General features: G+C 67.4%; 19 protein-coding genes. 18 read left to right on the plus strand and 1 reads right to left on the minus strand.

Annotated features, from left to right (window positions below; all coding sequences use genetic code 11):
• Positions 1-139 precede the first annotated feature (139 nt).
• The 13 genes from ACFC4D_RS28955 to ACFC4D_RS29015 all read left to right on the plus strand — a co-directional run bounded on the left by ACFC4D_RS28955 (position 140) and on the right by ACFC4D_RS29015 (position 13,507).
• Complete coding sequence (locus tag ACFC4D_RS28955; RefSeq protein ID WP_376068101.1) at positions 140-1,474, plus strand: beta-ketoacyl-[acyl-carrier-protein] synthase family protein; 1,335 nt, start codon at positions 140-142, stop codon at positions 1,472-1,474.
• Positions 1,471-2,640: an FAD-dependent oxidoreductase gene (locus ACFC4D_RS28960; protein ID WP_376068103.1), complete on the plus strand. Its 1,170-nt coding sequence runs from the start codon at positions 1,471-1,473 to the stop codon at positions 2,638-2,640. Before ACFC4D_RS28955 ends, ACFC4D_RS28960 begins: the two co-directional genes overlap by 4 nt.
• On the plus strand, positions 2,640-4,289 hold the full coding sequence (gene hutH, locus ACFC4D_RS28965) for a histidine ammonia-lyase (RefSeq protein WP_376068105.1): 1,650 nt from the start codon (positions 2,640-2,642) through the stop codon (positions 4,287-4,289). The genes ACFC4D_RS28960 and hutH overlap by 1 nt, the downstream gene beginning before the upstream one ends.
• 28 nt (positions 4,290-4,317) lie before the next feature.
• Positions 4,318-4,596, plus strand: a complete 279-nt coding sequence (locus ACFC4D_RS28970; RefSeq protein ID WP_376068107.1) for an acyl carrier protein — start codon at positions 4,318-4,320, stop codon at positions 4,594-4,596.
• Positions 4,583-4,855, plus strand: a complete 273-nt coding sequence (locus tag ACFC4D_RS28975) for a chorismate mutase (protein WP_375965124.1) — start codon at positions 4,583-4,585, stop codon at positions 4,853-4,855. The genes ACFC4D_RS28970 and ACFC4D_RS28975 overlap by 14 nt, the downstream gene beginning before the upstream one ends.
• Positions 4,852-6,282 carry a carboxylesterase family protein gene (locus ACFC4D_RS28980; RefSeq protein WP_376068109.1) on the plus strand — a complete coding sequence of 477 codons (1,431 nt, stop codon included), beginning with the start codon at positions 4,852-4,854 and terminating at the stop codon, positions 6,280-6,282. Before ACFC4D_RS28975 ends, ACFC4D_RS28980 begins: the two co-directional genes overlap by 4 nt.
• Positions 6,279-7,553 (plus strand): cation:proton antiporter, encoded by a 1,275-nt coding sequence (locus tag ACFC4D_RS28985; protein WP_376068111.1) that lies wholly within the window; start codon positions 6,279-6,281, stop codon positions 7,551-7,553. Before ACFC4D_RS28980 ends, ACFC4D_RS28985 begins: the two co-directional genes overlap by 4 nt.
• Positions 7,554-7,579: 26 nt before the next feature.
• The gene (locus ACFC4D_RS28990; RefSeq protein WP_376068113.1) at positions 7,580-8,281 is read left to right on the plus strand and encodes a beta-ketoacyl-ACP reductase; all 702 of its coding nucleotides are present in this window, start codon (positions 7,580-7,582) and stop codon (positions 8,279-8,281) included.
• A 123-nt stretch (positions 8,282-8,404) separates the two neighbouring features.
• Positions 8,405-9,310 (plus strand): MBL fold metallo-hydrolase, encoded by a 906-nt coding sequence (locus ACFC4D_RS28995; protein WP_375965115.1) that lies wholly within the window; start codon positions 8,405-8,407, stop codon positions 9,308-9,310.
• Complete coding sequence (locus ACFC4D_RS29000) at positions 9,297-10,610, plus strand: ABC transporter substrate-binding protein (protein WP_375965112.1); 1,314 nt, start codon at positions 9,297-9,299, stop codon at positions 10,608-10,610. The genes ACFC4D_RS28995 and ACFC4D_RS29000 overlap by 14 nt, the downstream gene beginning before the upstream one ends.
• Before the next feature lie 2 nt (positions 10,611-10,612).
• A complete protein-coding gene (locus ACFC4D_RS29005) occupies positions 10,613-11,551 on the plus strand; it encodes a carbohydrate ABC transporter permease (RefSeq protein WP_375965110.1) in 939 nt (312 codons plus the stop codon).
• On the plus strand, positions 11,541-12,356 hold the full coding sequence (locus ACFC4D_RS29010) for a carbohydrate ABC transporter permease (RefSeq protein WP_376068115.1): 816 nt from the start codon (positions 11,541-11,543) through the stop codon (positions 12,354-12,356). The genes ACFC4D_RS29005 and ACFC4D_RS29010 overlap by 11 nt, the downstream gene beginning before the upstream one ends.
• Positions 12,353-13,507, plus strand: a complete 1,155-nt coding sequence (locus ACFC4D_RS29015) for an ABC transporter ATP-binding protein (protein ID WP_376068116.1) — start codon at positions 12,353-12,355, stop codon at positions 13,505-13,507. The genes ACFC4D_RS29010 and ACFC4D_RS29015 overlap by 4 nt, the downstream gene beginning before the upstream one ends.
• On the opposite strand, the gene ACFC4D_RS29020 is transcribed toward ACFC4D_RS29015, so the two are convergent.
• Positions 13,476-14,144 (minus strand): SGNH/GDSL hydrolase family protein, encoded by a 669-nt coding sequence (locus tag ACFC4D_RS29020; protein ID WP_375965104.1) that lies wholly within the window; start codon positions 14,142-14,144, stop codon positions 13,476-13,478. The two genes, ACFC4D_RS29015 and ACFC4D_RS29020, sit on opposite strands and share 32 nt — an antisense overlap.
• 144 nt (positions 14,145-14,288) lie before the next feature.
• Here ACFC4D_RS29020 and ACFC4D_RS29025 point away from each other — a divergent pair, with 144 nt between their 5' ends.
• Genes ACFC4D_RS29025 through ACFC4D_RS29045 form a run of 5 tightly spaced genes read left to right on the plus strand, consistent with a single transcriptional unit; the run spans position 14,289 to position 19,515 of the window.
• The gene (locus tag ACFC4D_RS29025) at positions 14,289-15,206 is read left to right on the plus strand and encodes an acyl-CoA desaturase (protein WP_376068118.1); all 918 of its coding nucleotides are present in this window, start codon (positions 14,289-14,291) and stop codon (positions 15,204-15,206) included.
• Positions 15,207-15,216: 10 nt separating this feature from the next.
• Positions 15,217-15,477 (plus strand): acyl carrier protein, encoded by a 261-nt coding sequence (locus ACFC4D_RS29030; RefSeq protein WP_375965098.1) that lies wholly within the window; start codon positions 15,217-15,219, stop codon positions 15,475-15,477.
• On the plus strand, positions 15,474-16,391 hold the full coding sequence (locus tag ACFC4D_RS29035; protein WP_376068120.1) for a class I SAM-dependent methyltransferase: 918 nt from the start codon (positions 15,474-15,476) through the stop codon (positions 16,389-16,391). The genes ACFC4D_RS29030 and ACFC4D_RS29035 overlap by 4 nt, the downstream gene beginning before the upstream one ends.
• Complete coding sequence (locus tag ACFC4D_RS29040) at positions 16,388-17,623, plus strand: cytochrome P450 (RefSeq protein WP_376068122.1); 1,236 nt, start codon at positions 16,388-16,390, stop codon at positions 17,621-17,623. The genes ACFC4D_RS29035 and ACFC4D_RS29040 overlap by 4 nt, the downstream gene beginning before the upstream one ends.
• Complete coding sequence (locus ACFC4D_RS29045) at positions 17,620-19,515, plus strand: fatty acyl-AMP ligase (protein WP_376068124.1); 1,896 nt, start codon at positions 17,620-17,622, stop codon at positions 19,513-19,515. The genes ACFC4D_RS29040 and ACFC4D_RS29045 overlap by 4 nt, the downstream gene beginning before the upstream one ends.
• Positions 19,516-19,517: the final 2 nt, after the last annotated feature.

Here is a 19,517-nt window from a genome sequence, read left to right on the forward strand (position 1 = left end):
AGATGTCAATCGTTGTGCGGCAACGTATTAGATCGCCATGGTACTCGCCTCGCACCCGGTATGCGGCCCTGTATTCGCCTATCGGCGGCATCGGTTTTTGCTCATTGCCGCGCCGGGCGCGCGGTCGCACAGTCGAGAGGTGTTCCTCTCACACGATTCGATCGTCATCACCGGGCTCGGCGCGGTGACGCCGTACGGAACCGGTGTCCCGGCAATGCTCGGCGGTTTATACGCCGGCGTACCCACCGCACAATCGATCACCAAGTTCGATACCACCGGATTTCCCACCCGATTCGCCTGTGAAGTCCGTGATCCGGAAATTACCGAATACCTACCGGCGAAACTGATTCCGCAATTGGATCCGTTCGCCCGCTATGCCGTCATCGCCGCGGGCGAGGCCCTGCGCGATGCCGGACTGCTCCCGGAAGACACCGCCTGGACCGCCCGCAAACCCACCCCGGTACAGGGCGTGGACCCGGACCGGTTCGGCTCGATCATCTCCTCCAGCGTCGGCGGTATCGAGGAGATGAGTGAACAGCACCGCCGCCTGCTGACCGACGGCCCGCAGACGGTGCGGCCGTTCTTCAGCATCGCCATGCCGTTGAATATGGCGGCGGCGCAGTCCGCCATCCGCTATGGACTGCGCGGACCGTCCTTCGCACCGGTCTCGGCCTGTGCCAGCGGCGCGGACGCCCTCGGCCTGGCCATCGACCTGATTCGCTCCGGCCGCGCGGACGCGGTGCTCGCGGGCGGCGCGGAAGCCGCGATAACCCCGTTGGTACTGGCCGGATTCGGTATCGCGGGCGCGCTGTCCACCCGCAATGACGAACCCGAACGGGCCAGCAGGCCATTCGATATCGATCGGGACGGCTTCGTCATCGGCGAGGGCGCGGGCGTGCTGGTGCTCGAGCGCGCGAGCCATGCCGCCGCCCGGGGCGCGCGGATCTACGCCGAATTGGCCGGCTACGGGGTGGGCAATGACGCCTACCATCCGTCCGCACCCGCCCCCGAAGGTGTGGGCGCGGTGCGGGCCATCGCCGCCGCCCTGGCCGACGCCCGGTGCGAGGCAACCGAAGTCGCGCATATCAACGCGCACGCCACCTCAACCCCGATCAATGACCGGAGTGAGGCAATGGCGATCAGAACCGCGTACGGCGCTGCCGCACAGCGCATTCCGATCGCCGCCACCAAGTCCGCGCTGGGTCATCTGGTCGGCGCGTCCGGTGCGGTGGAGGCCATCGCCACCGTCGCGGCCATGACCCTGGGTTCCATTCCGCCGATCCTCAATCTCGAAAAGGTCGATCCGGACTGCGAACTCGACCTGGTGACCGAGCGGCCGCGGGCGGCCGAAATCCCCATCGCCACCTCGCATTCCTTCGGCTTCGGCGGCCACAACTCGGTACTGGTCTTCCGTTCCGTCGCCGATGCCCGCACCCCGAGCGTGCGTCCCACCCCCGAAATGAGCCCCTCATGATCGATTGCGCAATCGTGGGCGCGGGCCCGGGCGGCCTCGCCCTGGCGCTGCTGCTGGCCCGCGCCGGACGCGAAGTGACCGTGCTGGAACGCACGCCGCTCACCGTGCCGCCACCGGGCGGCGTGGTGCTGCAACCGGTGACGCTGCGACTGTTCGAATCCATCGGCCTGCTCGACGGGCTCGATCGAGCCGGACTGCGGCTGGCCGGCATCGACGAGATCGGCCCGGCCGGACCCATCTTCTCCGGCGACTACCGCGATTTCACCGAGGCGGTGCCGTGGGCGCTGGCGGTGCCGCTGCGCGAACTCCAGGGCCGGCTGCTCGAGGCGCTGGACGCCGAACCGCGCGTCACCCTGCGCACCGGCACCGAGGTGACCGCGGTGCGCCAGCCGAATCACAGCTGTGAATTGCAGCTGTCCGGCACCCCCACCCCGCAGGTGGTCCGCGCCGCGTACGCCGTCGGCGCGGACGGCAAGTACTCCACCGTCCGCACCGTCGCCGGATTCGCCGCGCGCCTGGACCAATTCGAGGACCGGCAGCTCATCGTGCGGGTGCCCCGGCCGGACGGCCCGCCGCGGGTGCGCAGCTACCGCAGCACCCGGCCCGTGGTCGCGGTGCCGTCCGGACCCGAGAGCATGCACGTGTTCGGCGCGGTGAAAGCCACCGAACTCGCGGACGCGCGCACCGAATTGATCGACTCGCTGGAGCGCTTCGATCCCGCCCTGGCCACCTGCGTCGCCACCGAAGGCACCGTGGTGGCGCTCATTTCGCATCACACCGTGCGGGTGCGGAACTGGTCGATCGGGCATGTGGCACTGCTCGGGGACAGCGCGCACAGCGTGCACCCGTACGGCGGCCAGGGCGTGAACCTCGCGCTCCAGGACGCCTGGCTGCTCGCACCGCTGATCGATCAGGCGCTGAGCGCCGAAACCTCCGATACCGCAAGCGATCCCGGCGCTCAGCTGCTCGCCGGGTTCGAACAACTGCGCCGCCCCTTCGTGGAGGCGTTCCAAGCCCGCCAGCACACCCTCATGACCGATACCGCCGTCGACGAAACCCTCTATGTCACCGGGTTCGCCGACCTGTCCCTGGGCCAGCGCGAGATTCGCACCCTGTTGCCCACCCCCGAAACCGCAGTAATCACCAACACAGGACGGAGCGACTGATGGGAATCGGAACCAACGGGGCCGCGGGCCTCACCATCGACGGGCACAGCCTCACCGTCGACGATGTGGTCACGGTAGCGCGGCGCGGCTCGCGCATCGGCGTCGAACTCGATCCCGGCGCGACCGCGCGGGTCGAACAGTCCCGCACGCTCAAGCGGGATCTCATTGCCACCGGACAGCCGATCTACGGCGTCACCACCGGCTTCGGCGATAGCGTCACCAGCCAGATCAGCTCGGCGAAAACCGCTGAACTGCAACGCAATATCGCCCGCTACCACCTCAACGGCACCGGCCCGATGGCCGCTCCCGAGGTGGTGCGCGGCACCATCCTGATTCGCGCCAACTGCCTGGCGCGTGGCAACTCCGGCATTCGCGCCGAACTCATCAATCGCCTGCTGGAGTACTTGAATCACGATGTGCGCCCGGAGATTCCGGAGCGCGGCTCGGTCGGCGCGAGCGGTGACCTGGTACCGCTGTGCTACCTCGCCTCCGCCGTCTTCGGCGAGGGCCAGGTGCGCTACCGCGGACGGCTGCGGCCGACCGCCGGGGTGCTCGGCGAACTGGCGCTGAGCCCGATCGTGCCCGAGGCCAAGGACGGCCTGGCGCTGATCAACGGCACCTCGTTCTCCGCGTCCTTCGCCAGCCTGGCGCTCGCGGACGCGCAGCGGGTGGCCCTGCTCGCCGAACTGTGCACCGCCATGGCCTCGGAAGCGCTGTGCGGCAACCGCGGTCACTTCCACCACTTCATCCACGATCACAAACCGCATCCGGGACAGCGGGATTCGGCCGCCGCCATCGCCGAACTGCTCGTGGACTCCGGGCTGGCGCTGGACCACGATCAGGTGCTCGGCATGACCGGCGGACTCGGCGACAGCGATTACGCCCGGCTGCCGCGCTCGATCCAGGACAAGTACTCGATCCGGTGCGCCCCGCAGGTCATCGGCATTCTGCGCGATACCGCGAGCTGGGCGCGGAACTGGCTGGACATCGAGATCAACTCCTCCAATGACAATCCGCTCTTCGACGCGTCCGAGACCACCGTCCACAATGGCGGCAACTTCTACGCCGGGCATATCGGCCAGGCCATGGACTCGATCAAGACCGCCGTCGCCAATATCGCCGATCTGCTGGACCGCCAGCTGGAACTGATCGTCGACGAGAAGTTCAACAACGGCCTGACCCCGAACCTGGTGGCGCGCTTCGAACCCGGCGACTGGCGGGCCGGACTGCACCACGGCTTCAAGGGTATGCAGATCGCCTGCTCCGCCATTACCGCCGAAGCGCTGAAGAACTCCGCGCCCGCGAGCATCTTCTCCCGCTCCACCGAGGCGCACAACCAGGACAAGGTCAGCATGGCGCCCATCGCCGCGCGCGATGCCCGCAATGTCATCGCACTGGTCGAGGAGGTGCTCGCCATCCACCTCATCGCGCTGTGCCAGGCGATCGAGCTGCGCGGCCTCGATCGCGCCTCCCGCTCGGCACGCTTGGTGCACAAGGCGATTCGCGAGCACGTGCCCTTCAACGCCGACGATCGCGGTATGGACGTCGATATCGCCGCGGTACTGCAGCTCATTCGCAGCGACACCCTCAGCGGCATCGTCAACGACCTGCTGCACGGCACCCGGCGGCCGGTCGCCGTCACCATCTGATCCCCCAGCGCATCGAAAGGGAAGAACCATGTCGGAGCAGCAGGCGGCCCGGACCGCCACCGAGACAACCGATCTCGACGATCGCATCATCACCGTCATCGCCCGCGTCGGCGGGCTGGAGCGCGATGAGGTCACCGGGGACAAGACCCTGGTGGACGACCTCGACATCGATTCGCTCACCCTGCTGGAGATCGCCGTGACCATCCAGTCCGAGTTCGGCATCCCCGTGCCCGAGGAGGTCCTGCCGGACTTCCGCATCGTCTCGGACATCACGCGCTACGTGGGAGAACACCATGGCGACGCCTGAGGTCAGCGCGCCGATCGAATCCATCGCGGACGGTCGCGCACGCATCGACGAAATCGACAGTCAGCTGCGGGAATTGATCGCGGCGCGGCGCAATATCTCGCTCGACATCCAGCGCTATCGGCTGGCCGACGGCGGACCCCGCATCGAGCATCGGCGCGAAACCCAGGTGCTCACCAGCTGGTCCGATGAGCTGGGCGCGGGCGGCGTCGACGTGGCCCGCGCGGTATTGGGCCTGTGCCGGGGACGGATGGTGCGATGACCCAGCGCACCGAGGTGCTCGCCGATACCCAGCACGGGCCGGTGCGCGGTCTGGTGGACGGTGATCTCGCGGTCTTCCGCGGGATCCCGTTCGCCGCCGCGCCCGTCGGGCCGCTGCGGTTCGCGGCGCCCGAACCGCCCGAATCCTGGTCCGCGGCACTCGATGCCGAGATCCCGGGTCCGGCCGTACCGCAGAACCCCTCCCCCATGGCCGCCATCCTCGGCAGCGAGAAGCTGCCGGGCAGCGATGAGGACAACTGCCTCACGCTGAATGTGTTCACCCCCAACGTGATCGGCAAGCGCGCCGTGCTGGTGTGGCTGCACGGCGGCGGCTTCGTCACCGGATACGGTGGCGGCGAACGCAATTCGGGCGCGCGGCTGGCGGAGAACGAGGATATCGTCGTCGTCTGCCCCAACTATCGGATCGGCCCGTTCGGCTACCTGTACCTCGGTGCGGGGCAGGGCAATATGGGCCTGCTCGATCAGATCGCGGCGCTGCAGTGGGTGCACCGCAATATCGCGGCGTTCGGCGGCGATCCCGAGCGCATCACCGTCGGCGGCCACTCCGCCGGAGCGCTCTCGGCCGCCGCGGTGGCCGCCGCTCCCTCCGCACGCGGACTCGTCCAGCGGGTACTGCTGGCAAGTCCCCCGCTGACGAATATCGGTACCCCGCAACAGGCTTCGGCCGATGCCGAGGCATTGCTCACCGCACTCGGCGGCGGCCGGGCCGAACTCCAGGCGGCCACCGCCGGGCAGATTCTGGACGCGGCGGCGAAAGTGACCGCGGCACACGGGGAACCACGTCCGTCGCTGGTGCTCGGCGGCGCGGAATTGCCCGTCGCCATCGACGCCGGACTGCGCGCGGCGGGGGTCGACGTGCTGATCGGCACCACCGCCGAGGAGGCCCGCGCCTTCCTCGCCAATGATCCGGGGATGGCCGCGGTCGACGAGCGCACCGCGCTCGGCGTCCTCGGCCGCTTCCGTCCGGGCGCGGAAGAGGTGCTCTTCCAGCACTATTCCCGCCGCCGCCCGGGCGGCCGCCCCGGCGAACTGGTGGCCGACGCGCTCACCGATGTGCTCTTCCGCATGCCCGCGCTGCGCATCGCCCAGGAGTTGACCGCCTACACCTACCAGTTCGACTGGGCCCCCAACCCGGCCCTCGGCTCCTGCCACACCGCCGATATCCCCTTCGTCCTGGGCAATCCGGCCCCTTGGCTGGAGACGCCGCTGCTGGCCGGGCACACGCTCGAGCAGGCACAGCCGCTCGCCGACGCGTACAGCGGCGCCCTGGCCGAATTCATTCGCGAAGGCCGCGCCCCGTGGCCCCGCTATGACCGGGATCGGCGCCGCACCATGCGTTTCGGCGCACTCACGGGCTGGGTCGACGATGCCGCCGGTCCCGAACGCGAGCTCTGGGGCGTCGTATGAAAGAAGCGCTCGTACTGCTGGACCTGGCGATCATCGTGGCCCTGGCCCGCTTGCTCGGCGCGGCCGCACAGCGGTTGCGCCAGCCCCCGGTGGTGGGTGAGATCCTCGCCGGATTCATGCTGGGGCCGAGTCTGCTCGGGCTGCTGCCCGGGCAGCTGGACACCGTGCTGTTCCCGGCCGACGTGCGCGAATTGCTGAGCATCATCGCGCAGGTCGGGTTGGTGCTCTTCATGTTCGGCATCGGCTTCGAACTCGATATGGAGCGGATTCGCGGGCATCGCGGGCGGCTGGCCGCCATCGCGGCCGGATCGGTGCTGGTGCCGTTCACCGTGGGCGCGGGCGTGATGGCGCTGCTGTATTCGCGGCACGACACCATCGCCGGGCATCGGGTGGATCCGTGGGCGCTGTCGATCTTCGTCGGCGCGGCCATGGCCATCACCGCGTTCCCGGTGCTGGCCCGCATCCTGGCCGACAATGGCATGCGGCACGGGCGGATCGGCACGCTGGCGCTGGCCTGCGCGGCGGTCGAGGATGTGGTGGCCTGGCTGCTGCTGGTGGTGGCGGTATCGATCGCACACGCCTCCGGCATCGGCGGGTTCGTCGTAATGCTCGCCCGGACAGTGGTTTTCGGCATCACACTGCTGTACATCGTGCGGCCCGGCCTGAGATGGCTGTTCGCGCGACTGTCACCGCTGCCCGGCACCGAGACCACGGTCTTCACCATCACGGTCGCGGGCCTGTTCCTGAGCGCCTGGGCGACGGCGGCGATCGGCCTGCATCCGGTGTTCGGCGCGTTCCTGTTCGGCGCGGTGGTGCCCCGGGAACAGTTGCGGCGCATCGCACCCACCGTTCCGGACCGCATCGCCGAACCGGCCACCCTGCTGCTGCCGGTGTTCTTCGTCGTCGCGGGACTGTCGGTGAAGCTCAACGGCCTCGGCTGGGCGGGCTTCGGCGAACTGGTACTGCTGCTGCTCGTCGCCTGCCTGACCAAATTCGCGGGCGCGACCGCACCCGCGCTGGCCACCGGTATGCCCATGCGCTCGGCGCTGACGATGGGCGTACTGGTCAACGCACGCGGACTGACCGAGCTGGTGATCCTCTCGGTGGGCCTGCAACTCCAGGTGATCGATCAGCAGATCTACACCTGCCTCGCGGTGATGGCGCTGGTCACCACGGCCATGACCGAACCGCTGACCCGATTGCTCTACCGCCGCGGCGCAGCGGCCGTGGAGGAATTCGCACCATCCGGGCGCGTATCCGTTCCCGGATAGGCGCATCCGCATACCGAGGAGTCTCGATGAGTCGTTCTGTTCTGATCACCGGGGGCAATCGCGGCATCGGCCTGGCCATCGCGCAGGCCTTCGCCGAGCGCGGTGATCGCGTCGCGGTGACCTATCGCAAATCCCCGCCGCCCGAATTGTTCGGCGTGGAATGCGATGTCACCGATCCGGCGGCCGTGGACCATGCCTTCGACCTGGCACAGGAGCAGAACGGCCCCATCGAGATCCTGGTCTCCAATGCCGGGATCACCCAGGACCGGCTGTTGCCCATGATGCGCCCCGAGCATTTCGACGATGTCCTCGACACCAATCTGACCGGCGCGTACCGGGTGGCGCGACGGGCCAGCACCGCCATGTTGAAGGCACGCTGGGGGCGCATCATCTTCGTCTCCTCGGTATCGGCGCTGCGCGGTGCGCCCGGTCAGGTCAACTACGCGGCCAGTAAGTCCGGTCTCATCGGTATGGCCAGATCCATTGCGCAGGAACTGGGTTCGCGCGGGGTCACCGCCAATGTGGTGCTGCCCGGCCTCATCGACACCGATATGACCGCCGAACTGCCGGACAAGGTGCGGCAATCCGCGCTGGCGCAGATCCCGGCCGCCCGCATCGGCGAGCCCGCCGATGTCGCGGCCGCGGTCACCTTCCTGGCCTCCGATGCCGCGAGCTATATCACCGGCGCACTGCTCCCGGTGGACGGCGGCCTCGCCATGGGCCTGTAGCCGAGCCCCGAATACCTATCGCAGCCAATGGATTCCGTGATTGCCCGGGGTTACCCACCCGGCGAAAGTATTGCCCACGGGAGTGATCGCGCTCCCGCGAACGGACAGAGGGGGACGCGACACATGAGCGTGACCGCGCACGAATCGATCGACAATCCGAACGGGTACACACCCGCGGCGGAATTGGCTCTGCATGTGCTGGGATCGCGCTGCGGTATGCCGCGCGACCGGGAACCCAGCTCGGGCTACGTGGTCACCGCGGATTCCACCGCGCTGCTGCTGGATTGCGGGCCGGGGGTGGCGACCGCGGTCAATACGGTGATCGAGGCGGCCGAATTGAACGGCGTCTTCATCAGCCATATGCATTGCGACCACTGCTACGACATCCTGCCGATCGCCCGGTCGGTGATCGCGCCGCGGTTGCCGTATCCCGACGGCAGCGGCAATCACGAGCTGCGCCCGGGACCGGATCCGATACCGCTGTACGTGCCCGCGGGCTCCCGGCAGGTCTTCGAATCACTGCAGAGCCTGTTCCCGGTCGGCACCGCGCCCGCGCTTAATCGGGCCATCGACCTGGCCTTCGATCTGCGCGAGTACGAGGCCGGGGACACGCTGGTGATCGACGGGGTCACCGTGCGCCCGTTCGCCGTCCGGCATGCCGCCGTCGCCTGCGGGTTCCGGGTCGAGACCGAGTACGGCACGGTCGCCTACACCGGTGACACCGGCTGGTCCGAGGAACTGGTGGACGGCGCGCGCGATTGCGATCTGCTGCTCTGCGAGGCCACCCTGCGCACCGCCGACGCCGGACCGCACGGCCATCTGAGCGCCCGCGAGGCCGGTCGGCTGGCCGCCCGCGCCGGAGCCGGACAGCTGGTCCTCACCCACTTCCTGCACACCGACCCGGACTGGGTGCAGGCGCTGATCGCGGACGCGGCCAGTGAGTACGACGGTCCGATCCGGGCCGCCCGGTCCGGTGCTCAATGGACGACAACACGAAAGAATATTGGGAGAGACCGTGATACACGGTAAACGCGGCGGATACATCGCTGCCGCAGTATGTTCCGTCGCCCTGCTGCCGTATCTGGCCGGGTGCGGCACTGATTCGAGCAGCTCGACCCCCGACGGCCCCGTCACCATCACCTTCGAGTCCTACAACTACGGCACCCCCGACCTGGGCGGTAAGGGCACCGCCGAACTCATCGACGCGTTCCAGGCCGCCAATCCCAATATCAAGATCAAGCCGATCGGCGTGCCGGTCAAGGACATCTACGCCCGCGTGCAGGCGCAGGCCGCCGCCGGTGATCCGCCCGAGGTCGCACAGCTGGGCCTGAGCAAGATGGTCGCCGCGGTCTCCGCGCTGCCGGTGGTCCCGATCACCGATTTCGTCTCGGCCGCCGACTTCTCCAAGGCCACAGCCGGAATCGCCTCCCCCGCACTGGCCGCGGGCAAGGTGGACGGCAAGCAGGTCGCCATGCCGTTCACCATCTCCACCCCCACCCTGTTCTACAACGCCGATCTGTTCAAGGCCGCGGGCCTGAACCCGGATCAGCCGCCCAAGACCTGGGCCGATGTCAAGACCGCCGGACTGGCGCTGCGCAAATCCACTGACGCACAGGGCTTCTACTCCTCCATCGCGAACACCTCGAAGTCGGACTTCCTCACCCAGTCGATCATCAACAGCAATGGCGGCGCGCTGCTGGACGCCAATGGCAAGCCGCAGCTGAACACCCCCGCCGCGGTGAACGCGCTGGCCACCATGAAGGACCTCACCACCTCCGGGGCGCAGCCCGCCATCAGCGATGACGACGCCGCCGGACTCTTCAAATCCGGCAAGCTCGGCATGTACCTGACCAGCACCGCACTGCTGGCGGGACTGGAGAAGGCCGCGGACGGCCACTTCGATCTGCGCTCGGCCGCGCTGCCCGCCTTCGGCGATCTGCCCACCAAGCCGACCTACTCCGGCGCGGGGCTTTTCGTGCTCACCAAGGATGCCGCCAAGCAGAAGGCGGCCTGGAAGTTCATCGAATACCTCACCAGCGCGGAGGGATTCAAGACGGTCACCGAGAAGATCGGTTACCTGCCGCTGCGTCCGGCCATCGTGCACGATCCCAAATACCTGGGCCCGTACATCGACAAGGATCCGCGCATCCTGCCCGCGTTGAGCCAGCTGGACAATGTCACGCCGTACCAGTCGCTCAAGGGCACGCACGGTGACGAGGCCCGGCAGATTCTCCAGGACAAGGCCGTCGGACCGATCGTCTTCGGCTCCGCCACACCGGGTTCCACCTGCGAGGACGTCAACAATCAGATGAACGGCCTGCTGGACTGATCGTGACGCTGACCAGCATCCGGCGCACCGGGGACGGGCCACGAACCACACCGCCGCGCAAGGGTTTCCGCACCCGGCGCAGCGGGGGTCCGTGGCCCTACCTGCTGCCCGTCCTCGCCCTGATCGCCATGTGGATCTACGGGCCGCTGCTGTTCACCATGCTGTTCAGCTTCACGCACTGGACCATGAGTGGCAGCGGCGCCATGACCTTCGTCGGAATGGCCAACTACCGCAGGCTTTCCCACAATTTCGGCGAGGTCGCGCTGCCCACCGCCCAGTACGTACTCGGCCTGCTCCCCTTCGCCACCATTCTGCCCATGGGCGTGGCGATCACGCTGTGGCGCAATCCGGGCCGCCTCGCCGACGCCTATCGCGGACTGCTCTTCCTCCCGGTGGTACTCGCCCCGGTCGCCACCGCCATCTCCTGGCGCTTCCTGCTCGATCCCATTCAGGGCGTGGTCAATTCGCTGCTGTCCACCGTCGGCGTGGCCGGGGTGAACTGGCTCGGCGATAAGGACACCGCCATCTGGGTGGTCGTATTCATTACCGGCATGAAGGTTTTCGCGCTGAACGTGCTGCTGTATCTGGCGGCGCTCACCGCACTGGACCGGCGCTGGCTCGACGCCGCGCGGCTGGACGGGGCCACCGAATGGGAGGTGACCCGGCACATCGTGATTCCGCTGCTCGGGCGGACCACGGTATTCCTGTCCTTCCTGTGCCTGGTGCTGGCCGGGCACTGGAGCTTCACCAATATCAGCGTGCTCACCCAGGGCGGCCCCGAGGCGTCCACCGACAATGCCTGGTATCGGCTGTACACCTACGGATTCGAATACTTCGACACCGGGCTCGCGTCCGCGGCCGCCACGGTCGTCATGCTGGTGCTGGGGATCGCCGCACTGGTTCAACTACTGGCCGTACGGAGGTTCACCCGTGCCGAGTAAACGGTTCTCCTTCGGCATGCACATCGTCTGCCCGGTGCTGATCGTGCTGACCGTCTTCCCGATGCTGTGGGCGGTGCAGGCGTCCTTCCGCACCCCGCACGACATCTTCGAACCCAAGCCGTGGGCGGTCTCGCCGACCATGGCGAACTATCACGTCGCCACCACCGATTTCCCGATCGTCCGGCTGCTCACCAATACGCTGCTGATGGCGGCCGCGGTGACGGCCAGGCAGTTGGTGCTCGCCATTCTGGCCGGATACGCGCTGGTGGCCTTCCGGTTTCGGGCGCAGCGGCTCGTCGAGGGCCTGATCGCGATATCGATTCTGATTCCGCAGCAGAGCCTGATCGTGTCGGCGTACATCATGACCGCGCGACTGGGCTGGGTGGACACCTATATCGGGCTGACGCTGCCGCTCATCGCCGCCTGCGGCTTCGCGGTGCTGCTGCTGCGCCGTCAGGTCGCGGCCATTCCCCCGAGCCTGTTCGAGGCCGCGCGGATGGATGGCGCGCGGAACTGGGAAGTGCTTGTCCGCGTGGTGATTCCGGTGGTGCGGCCGATGATCGCGGCCGTCACCATCGTGGTGTTCATCAGCAATTGGAACGAATACCTGTGGCCGCTGCTCATCACCACCGAGCAGACCCATTCGACCATTCAGGTCGGGCTGCAACTGTTCCAGACCCAAGAGGGCTCGCAGTACGGGCCCATGATGGCGGCCGCCACCCTGGCCACGCTGCCGGTACTGATCGTCTACCTGGTGAACCAGCGGCGCGTGACCGCCGCCGTAATGAGGGCGGGAGTCCGATGACCGACCAATTGATCTCACCCGAGGCGGTGATCGACCGGCAGCCGCTGGACGAGACCGGCTCCGGGACAATCGAATTGACCGGGGTGACGAAGAAGTTCGGCGCGAATCCGGTCTTCGCGGACCTCGACCTGCTCATCCCGGACGGTTCGTTCACCGTACTGGTCGGCCCCTCCGGCTGCGGTAAATCCACCATGCTGCGCGCCATCGCCGGACTCGAGGGTGTCGACGCCGGGCAGATCCACATCGGCGGGCGCGAGGTGACCACCGTGCCCGCACGAGATCGCAAGCTGGCCATGGTGTTCCAGGATTTCGCGCTGTATCCACATATGACCGTCGAGAAGAACATCACCTTCGGCCTGCGGTTGCAGGCCCGGCACGATAAGAACGGCCCCACCCCCGCCGATATTCGCAGCCGCACCGCGGAGGTCGTCGAGATGCTCGGCCTGAGCGGGCTCGAACAGCGCATGCCGTCGCAGCTCTCGGGCGGACAGCAGCAGCGGGTCGCGCTGGCGCGCGCGATCGTCAAGCGGCCCAGGGCTTTTCTCATGGATGAACCGCTCTCCAGCCTCGACGCCAAGCTGCGCGGTGAGACCCGGGCCGAACTGGTGCGCCTGCACCGGCAGCTCGGCACCACCTTCGTCTACGTCACCCACGATCAGCTCGAGGCGCTGTCCATGGCCACCCGGCTCATCGTGCTCGACGGCGGACGCATCTCCCAGGCCGGCGCACCGGACGAGGTGTACACCAGGCCCGCGAATATGTTCGTGGCCGCCTTCGTCGGCACCCCGCCGATGAACTTCCATGAGGTCGACATCCATTCGGCCGCAGCGGGTTCGGTCATCGCCGGAGAGGGCATCGTCGGACGCCTGGACGCGCGGAGCCTGCCCGGCCGGGTATTCCTGGGCTGGCGGCCCGGACACGGCACGCTCGGCGATTCCGGCGAGGTCGAGGTGACCGGTCAGGTCGATGTGGTCGAACATCTCGGCGACACCAAACAGGTCACCTGTGTACACGGCGATCAGCGCTGGGTCGTGGTCGTCCCGGCGACGACCGCGTGCGCGCCGGGACAGCCACTGCGGGTGAGCGTTCCGGCCGAACGCGTGCACCTGTTCGATGCCGTCACTCGGCAGCGGATCGACCCAGCACCCTGATCATCTCGGTGGCCACCACCGCATGCCCGGCCATGGTGAGGTGAATCCGGTCCGCGCTCAGCCAATCCTGGCGGAGCCGGGCCGGATGCTCCCACAGCTCGGCCATGATCGCGTCATGCCGGGCGGACACCCGGCGCACGATTCCGGCGAAGGCAGCGAAGCGAGACCTGAACTCCCGCAGGCGATCCGGATACGCGTCGGCCAGGGTGAAGGTGGACAGCCGCGCGCCGCTCGCGCGGACATCGGCGAAGAGCCGATCCAGCGCGTCCTCCACCGCGTCGAGATCCTGTTCGGGCGCGAACAGATCATTGCCGCCGCAATTGATGTGCACCAGATCGGGCGCGAAATCCAGCACCCGCTGCAGCTGACCTTCGCGCACCTGCGCGATGGTGGCCGTCGCCCGGCCGGTATTGAGGTACTCCAGCTCCGGATGCGCGGCGCGCAACGCCCCGGCGACCCGATCGGCCCAGGGTGCGGTGGTGTAGCCGGGCGAGGCGTCCCCCAGCCCCTCCGCCACCGAATCGCCCATCACGGCGAAGCGCCGCCACGGCGCGGGGGCGACCAATTCGGAAATCTCTCGTGCGGTCAGCAACAGCGGATCGTTGGCCTCGGTGCGAGGCAGAGTCTGCTCGGTCACCTTCGCAGTGAACCGGCGGGACGGAGCGCTCGGCAATAGCCGATTCGGTGCACTGCGATAGGCCGTCTCACGGCGGAGAATTCACCGGCGCTGGATACGCTTTCGCTGCACACGATTTCGGCGTACCAGAGGTGGTCGAGCGCCATGATTGCGAAGACCGTCAGCAATCCCTACATTCATCGCCTGCAACGCAGGCATTTCCTGCTGTTCGATATCCTCCCGATTATCGGGACCGCCGTCGCCATCGGATTCCTGTGGGTGCGGCCGTTCGGAGCGCTCGAATTCGGGCTGCTGTTCGGGCTGTGGCTGATCACCGGGCTCGGCATCACCGCGGGATATCACCGGCTCTTCACCCATCGGACCTTCAAGGCCACCGGCTGGGTGGCGGCGCTGCTCGCCATCGCCGGGTCCATGGCGGGGCAGGGGCCGGTCATCTCCTGGGTCGCACTGCATCGGCGGCATCACGAATGCAGTGATCAGGAGGGAGATCCGCACTCCCCCAACCTGTCCGGGGACGGCTGGCGCGGGGCGCTGCGCGGGCTCGCGCATTCGCATTTCCTGTGGATGCACCGGCACGAATATCCGAATGTCGTGCATTACGCACCCGATCTGCTGAAAGATCGGTCGCTGGTGCGGATTTCGCGACTGTACTACTGGTGGATCATGCTCGGCCTCGCCATTCCCGCGCTCATCGGCGGACTCGTCACGCTGAGCTGGACCGGGGCGGTCAGCGGACTGCTCTGGGGCGGATTCGTTCGCATATTCGTGCTGGAGCACATTGTCTGGGCCATCAATTCCTTCCTGCACATGTTCGGCACCCGGCCCTACGACTCCCGCGAGAACAGCCACAATGGCGGAATTTTCGCGCTCCTCACCTTCGGGGAATCGTGGCATAACAATCACCACGCCTTTCCCGAATCGCCATCCTTCGGATTGCAGTGGTATCGGCTCGATCCCGGCTACTGGCTGATCCGGCTGCTCGCCGGCGCCGGACTGGCCTGGGATCTGCGGATGCCGTCGGAAAGCCGGATGGCCGCCAAACGCATTCAACTCGCACCCTGATGAGGTTCCCGTGGATACAAGCAAAGAAGCCATCGTCGACTGGTGCCGCGCGTACCTCGCGGAGCTGCTCGAGGTGCCCGCACCGCATATCGACCCCACGGCGGATTTCGACCGGCTCGGCATCGATTCGGCCGTTGCGGTCGCACTGCTGATGGAGGTCGAGGAGCGGTACGGGGTGGATCTGTCACCGGAGGATCTGTACCGGCATCCGAGTCTGAACGCCGTCGCGGACTATGTGCACGAGCACGGTGAGAGCGCGGCGCTGCCATGACCGCACCGGCCGACGGGGCGAACCTGTTCACCGCGGATCGAACCGCGGTGGCGGCGGCCGGAATTCGGCACCACTACGATATCGGCACCGACTTCTATCGGCTGTGGCTGGATCCGAGCCTCACGTACTCCTGCGCACTGCGCGAAACCCCCGGCGACACACTGGAAATCGCACAGCACAACAAGCTGCGCTTCCACCTGGACGCCATCCGGGCCGAATGCGCCGGTGCCGTACTGGATATCGGCTGCGGGTGGGGTTCGATGCTGCGCGAGCTGTCCGAGACCCATCGGGTGGAGCGTTCGGTCGGGCTCACCCTCAGCCCGGCGCAGGCTGAATTCATCCGTGCGGCAGCATATTCCGGGGTCGAGGTGCGCACCGAGAACTGGCTGCACTACACGCCCGACACCCGATTCGACGGCATCATCTCCATCGGCGCGTTCGAACACTTCGCACAGCAGTCCGATACCTCCGCCGAGAAGATCCGGGTGTACCGCGAATTCCTCGACCGCTGCCGGGGCTGGCTGACCGGGCACGGCACGCTGTCATTGCAGACCATCGTGTACGGGAATATGTCACGGCAGCAAGCGAATTCGTTCATGCAGCGGGAGATCTTCCCGGATTCCGAACTGCCGACCCTCGCCGAGATCATCACGGCGGCCGAGGGCATCTTCGAGGTCCGCTCGATCAGCGGCGGCCGCCTCGATTACGCCTGGACCTGCGAACAGTGGGCGCGGCGATTGCGCGCCCATCGCGCCGAGGCCACCGCCCTGGTCGGCGCGGACACCGTGGAGCGCTACCAGCGCTATCTCAAGCTCTCGGCCATGGGCTTCCGCATGGGCAAGATCGGCCTGTTCCGGCTGGTGCTGCAACCCTGCACCAGCCGCTACTTCGACCGCGAGGATCGGGCGGCATGACCGCGCATACGGCGCGCGTCGCGTTCAATCCCTTCGACGCGGAATTCCGGCGCGATCCCTATCCGCACTACCGGCAACTGCGCGAAACCCGGCCGGTACACCGGACATTGGGCATGTGGGTGCTCACCAGGTACGCCGATGTGCGCGGTGTGCTGCACGACCGGACCTTCAGCGCCGCGCTGATCCCCAGGCAGGTGAGCGCACAGGCCGAACGGCTCGGGCAGTCCGATATGACGCTCATCGACCGGCTCGGGCGCACCTCACTGGTCTTCACCGACAACCCGGAACACGCGCGGCTGCGCGCGCTCGTGAACCGCGCCTTCACCACCCAGCAGATAGACGGTCTGCGGCCGCTCATCACCGCGGCGGCCACCCGCCTGCTGGAACAGGCCCGCCGCAAGAGCCGAGTGGACATCATCGCCGACTTCGCGGCCCCGCTGCCGATCGCAGTGCTCTGCGAATGGATGGCGCTGCCGGAGGATCTGCGTGCGCGAATCGGCCCGTGGACCCACGACATTCGATTCCTGCTCGAACCCGGGCTGATGACGGCCCACGATCTGGCCCGCGTGCACACCGTGGTCACCGCCTTCACCGGCGCACTGCGACCGATCATCGACCAGCGCCGCGCCGCACCCGGCCAGGACCTGATCAGCGCGCTGCTCACCTCCTACACGCTCGGCGGCAACGCGCTCACCGATGACGAGGTCATGCTGCTGACCATCATGTGCTTCGTAGCGGGCCTGGAAACCACGAAATCTCTGATAGGCAACGCACTTCTGGCCCTACTCCGCCACCCGGAACAGTCCGAACTACTCCGCGCTCACCCGGAACTGACGCGTGCGGCAGTCGCGGAAACGCTGCGCTACGACCCGCCCCTACAACTCACCAAGCGCCTCGCGACCCGCGATATCGAACTGGAAGACAGACTGATTCGCGCTCGCGACCAGGTCCTGCTCTGCCTCGCCGCCGCCAACCGCGACCCCGACGTCTTCGACCGCCCCGACAACTTCGACCTCACCCGCGCCCCAGCAGACCACCTCGCCTTCGGCCACGGCATGCACGGCTGCCTCGGCGCACCCCTCGCCGCCCTCCAAGCCGAAATCGCCCTCGACGTCCTGCACCGCCACACCACCGAAATCCGCCTCACCACCACCGACTTCGACTGGCAACAACACAGTTTCATCCTGCGCGGCCTAACCCGCCTCCCGATCACCCTGCGCGGCAACGGATGAGCACCGCGCCCACACTGTTACCCGACCTGCTGTGGCAACGGGCCACCGACGAGCCGGAGCGGATCGCCTACATCCTGCTGGACGAGCACGGCGCGGAAGCGGATTCGCTCACCTACCGCGACCTGCACCGGCGGGCACTGGCGGTCGCGGAACAACTCCGAACCCATTGTGTGCCTGGGGATCGCGCGCTGTTGATCTTCCCGCAGCGGCTGGAGTTCATCGTCGCCTACTTCGGCTGTCTCTACGCCCGGGTCCTCGCGGTGCCGGTACCGCCGCCGCGCCGCACCGAGATTCGGGAGTCCACCCGCTCGATCATCCGGGACTGCCGGCCCACGGTGGTACTCACCATGCACGCCATGGTTGACGCGCTTCGCCCGCAACTGGAATCACTCGGCGCGACTTCGGCATCGGCCGACCCGCAGCGTGAGCCCGACGTATCGCGACCCGAGTCGGGAGTCGTGCCGCTCGAGTCGGACCGCGCACTGCCGGAGCGGGTTTTACGGGCAGGTAGGAGGCAGTCACCGGAGTGGCTCGCCGTGGATCGGCTTCCTGCCACGCAGCGGGGTGCGGTCGCCGTGGTCGAGGCGAATTCGCTTGCCTTCCTGCAATATACGTCCGGCTCCACCTCCACGCCCAAGGGTGTCATGGTGTCGCATGGGAATCTGGCGGCCAATCTCGAGATGATCAAGGACGCGTTCGGGCATGATCGAGACTCCACCATGGTCGGCTGGACGCCGCTCTTCCACGATCAAGGTCTGATCGGGAATGTGTTGCAGCCCTTATATATCGGGGCCACCGGGGTGCTCATGTCACCATCGGCCTTCATTCGGCGGCCCCTGCTGTGGCTCTCGGCTATCACCCGGTACCGGGCGCACACCAGCGGTGGGCCGAATTTCGCGTTCGACGCCTGCGTGGCGCGTGCCGGTGCCGGGGATACCGCGGACCTCGATTTGAGCTGTTGGCAGGTGGCATTCAACGGCGCGGAACCGCTGCGCCCGCAGACACTGCGGAACTTCGCGGAAACCTTTGCACCGCACGGCTTCCAGGCGCGATCGAACTATCCCTGCTACGGGCTGGCCGAGGCGACGCTACTGGTCAGCGGCAGCGTGAAGGGTCGCGGACCACGCACCATCGAGGTCGATACCGCCGCACTCGAGCGGGGCCGCCACGCCCCGGCGGGAGCGCCCCTCGACCGCGGCCGGACAGCGATATCGTCCGGCGACGCTCGGGCAGCGACATCGTCCAGTCACGCACCGGCTGCGCGGTCGGCCGTCCGCACTCTGGTCGGCTCGGGTCGCACCCTGCCCGGCGAAGATGTGCGCATCGTGGACCCCCACACGCACCGACTCTGCCCACCGGATCACATCGGCGAGATATGGGTCTCGGGAGACCATGTCGCACAGGGGTATTGGGGACGGATCGAGGAGACCTCGCGCACCTTCCAGGCGGTCTGCACCGATCTGTCCGGGCGACGCTACCTGCGCACCGGCGATCTCGGCGTGGTCGTGGACGGTGAGCTGTATGTGACCGGGCGGGCCAAGGATCTGCTCATCATTCGGGGGCGCAATCACTATCCGCAGGATATCGAGCACACTGTCACCACGGCCCATCATGCTCTGCGCAGCGGCGGGTGCGCGGCCTTCGCCGACGGCGAGAAGTTGGTGATCATTCAGGAGATCAGGCGCGATCAGCTCGCCGATGCCGATGCCGCCGATGTCAGTGGGGCCATTCGGGCAGCGGTGTTGCGCGAACACGACCTGAGTATCGGGGAGTTGGTGCTGACCACACCGGGCCTGCTGCCCAAGACCAGCAGCGGCAAGCTCATGCGCGCCGCGACTCGAAATCAGTACCGGCAGGGCGCTTTCGAGCCGCTGCCGACCGCAGGGAGTTGACC

Source organism: Nocardia sp. NPDC056000 (assembly GCF_042269265.1).
Lineage (GTDB): Bacteria > Actinomycetota > Actinomycetes > Mycobacteriales > Mycobacteriaceae > Nocardia.

Coding starts and splice junctions, on each gene's coding strand:
- ACFC4D_RS28960 (WP_376068103.1), top strand. CDS start 1,471: ATGATCGATTGCGCAATCGTGGGCGCGGGCCCGGGCGGCCTCGCCCTG.
- hutH (WP_376068105.1), top strand. CDS start 2,640: ATGGGAATCGGAACCAACGGGGCCGCGGGCCTCACCATCGACGGGCAC.
- ACFC4D_RS28970 (WP_376068107.1), top strand. CDS start 4,318: ATGTCGGAGCAGCAGGCGGCCCGGACCGCCACCGAGACAACCGATCTC.
- ACFC4D_RS28975 (WP_375965124.1), top strand. CDS start 4,583: ATGGCGACGCCTGAGGTCAGCGCGCCGATCGAATCCATCGCGGACGGT.
- ACFC4D_RS28980 (WP_376068109.1), top strand. CDS start 4,852: ATGACCCAGCGCACCGAGGTGCTCGCCGATACCCAGCACGGGCCGGTG.
- ACFC4D_RS28985 (WP_376068111.1), top strand. CDS start 6,279: ATGAAAGAAGCGCTCGTACTGCTGGACCTGGCGATCATCGTGGCCCTG.
- ACFC4D_RS28990 (WP_376068113.1), top strand. CDS start 7,580: ATGAGTCGTTCTGTTCTGATCACCGGGGGCAATCGCGGCATCGGCCTG.
- ACFC4D_RS28995 (WP_375965115.1), top strand. CDS start 8,405: ATGAGCGTGACCGCGCACGAATCGATCGACAATCCGAACGGGTACACA.
- ACFC4D_RS29015 (WP_376068116.1), top strand. CDS start 12,353: ATGACCGACCAATTGATCTCACCCGAGGCGGTGATCGACCGGCAGCCG.
- ACFC4D_RS29025 (WP_376068118.1), top strand. CDS start 14,289: ATGATTGCGAAGACCGTCAGCAATCCCTACATTCATCGCCTGCAACGC.
- ACFC4D_RS29035 (WP_376068120.1), top strand. CDS start 15,474: ATGACCGCACCGGCCGACGGGGCGAACCTGTTCACCGCGGATCGAACC.
- ACFC4D_RS29040 (WP_376068122.1), top strand. CDS start 16,388: ATGACCGCGCATACGGCGCGCGTCGCGTTCAATCCCTTCGACGCGGAA.
- ACFC4D_RS29045 (WP_376068124.1), top strand. CDS start 17,620: ATGAGCACCGCGCCCACACTGTTACCCGACCTGCTGTGGCAACGGGCC.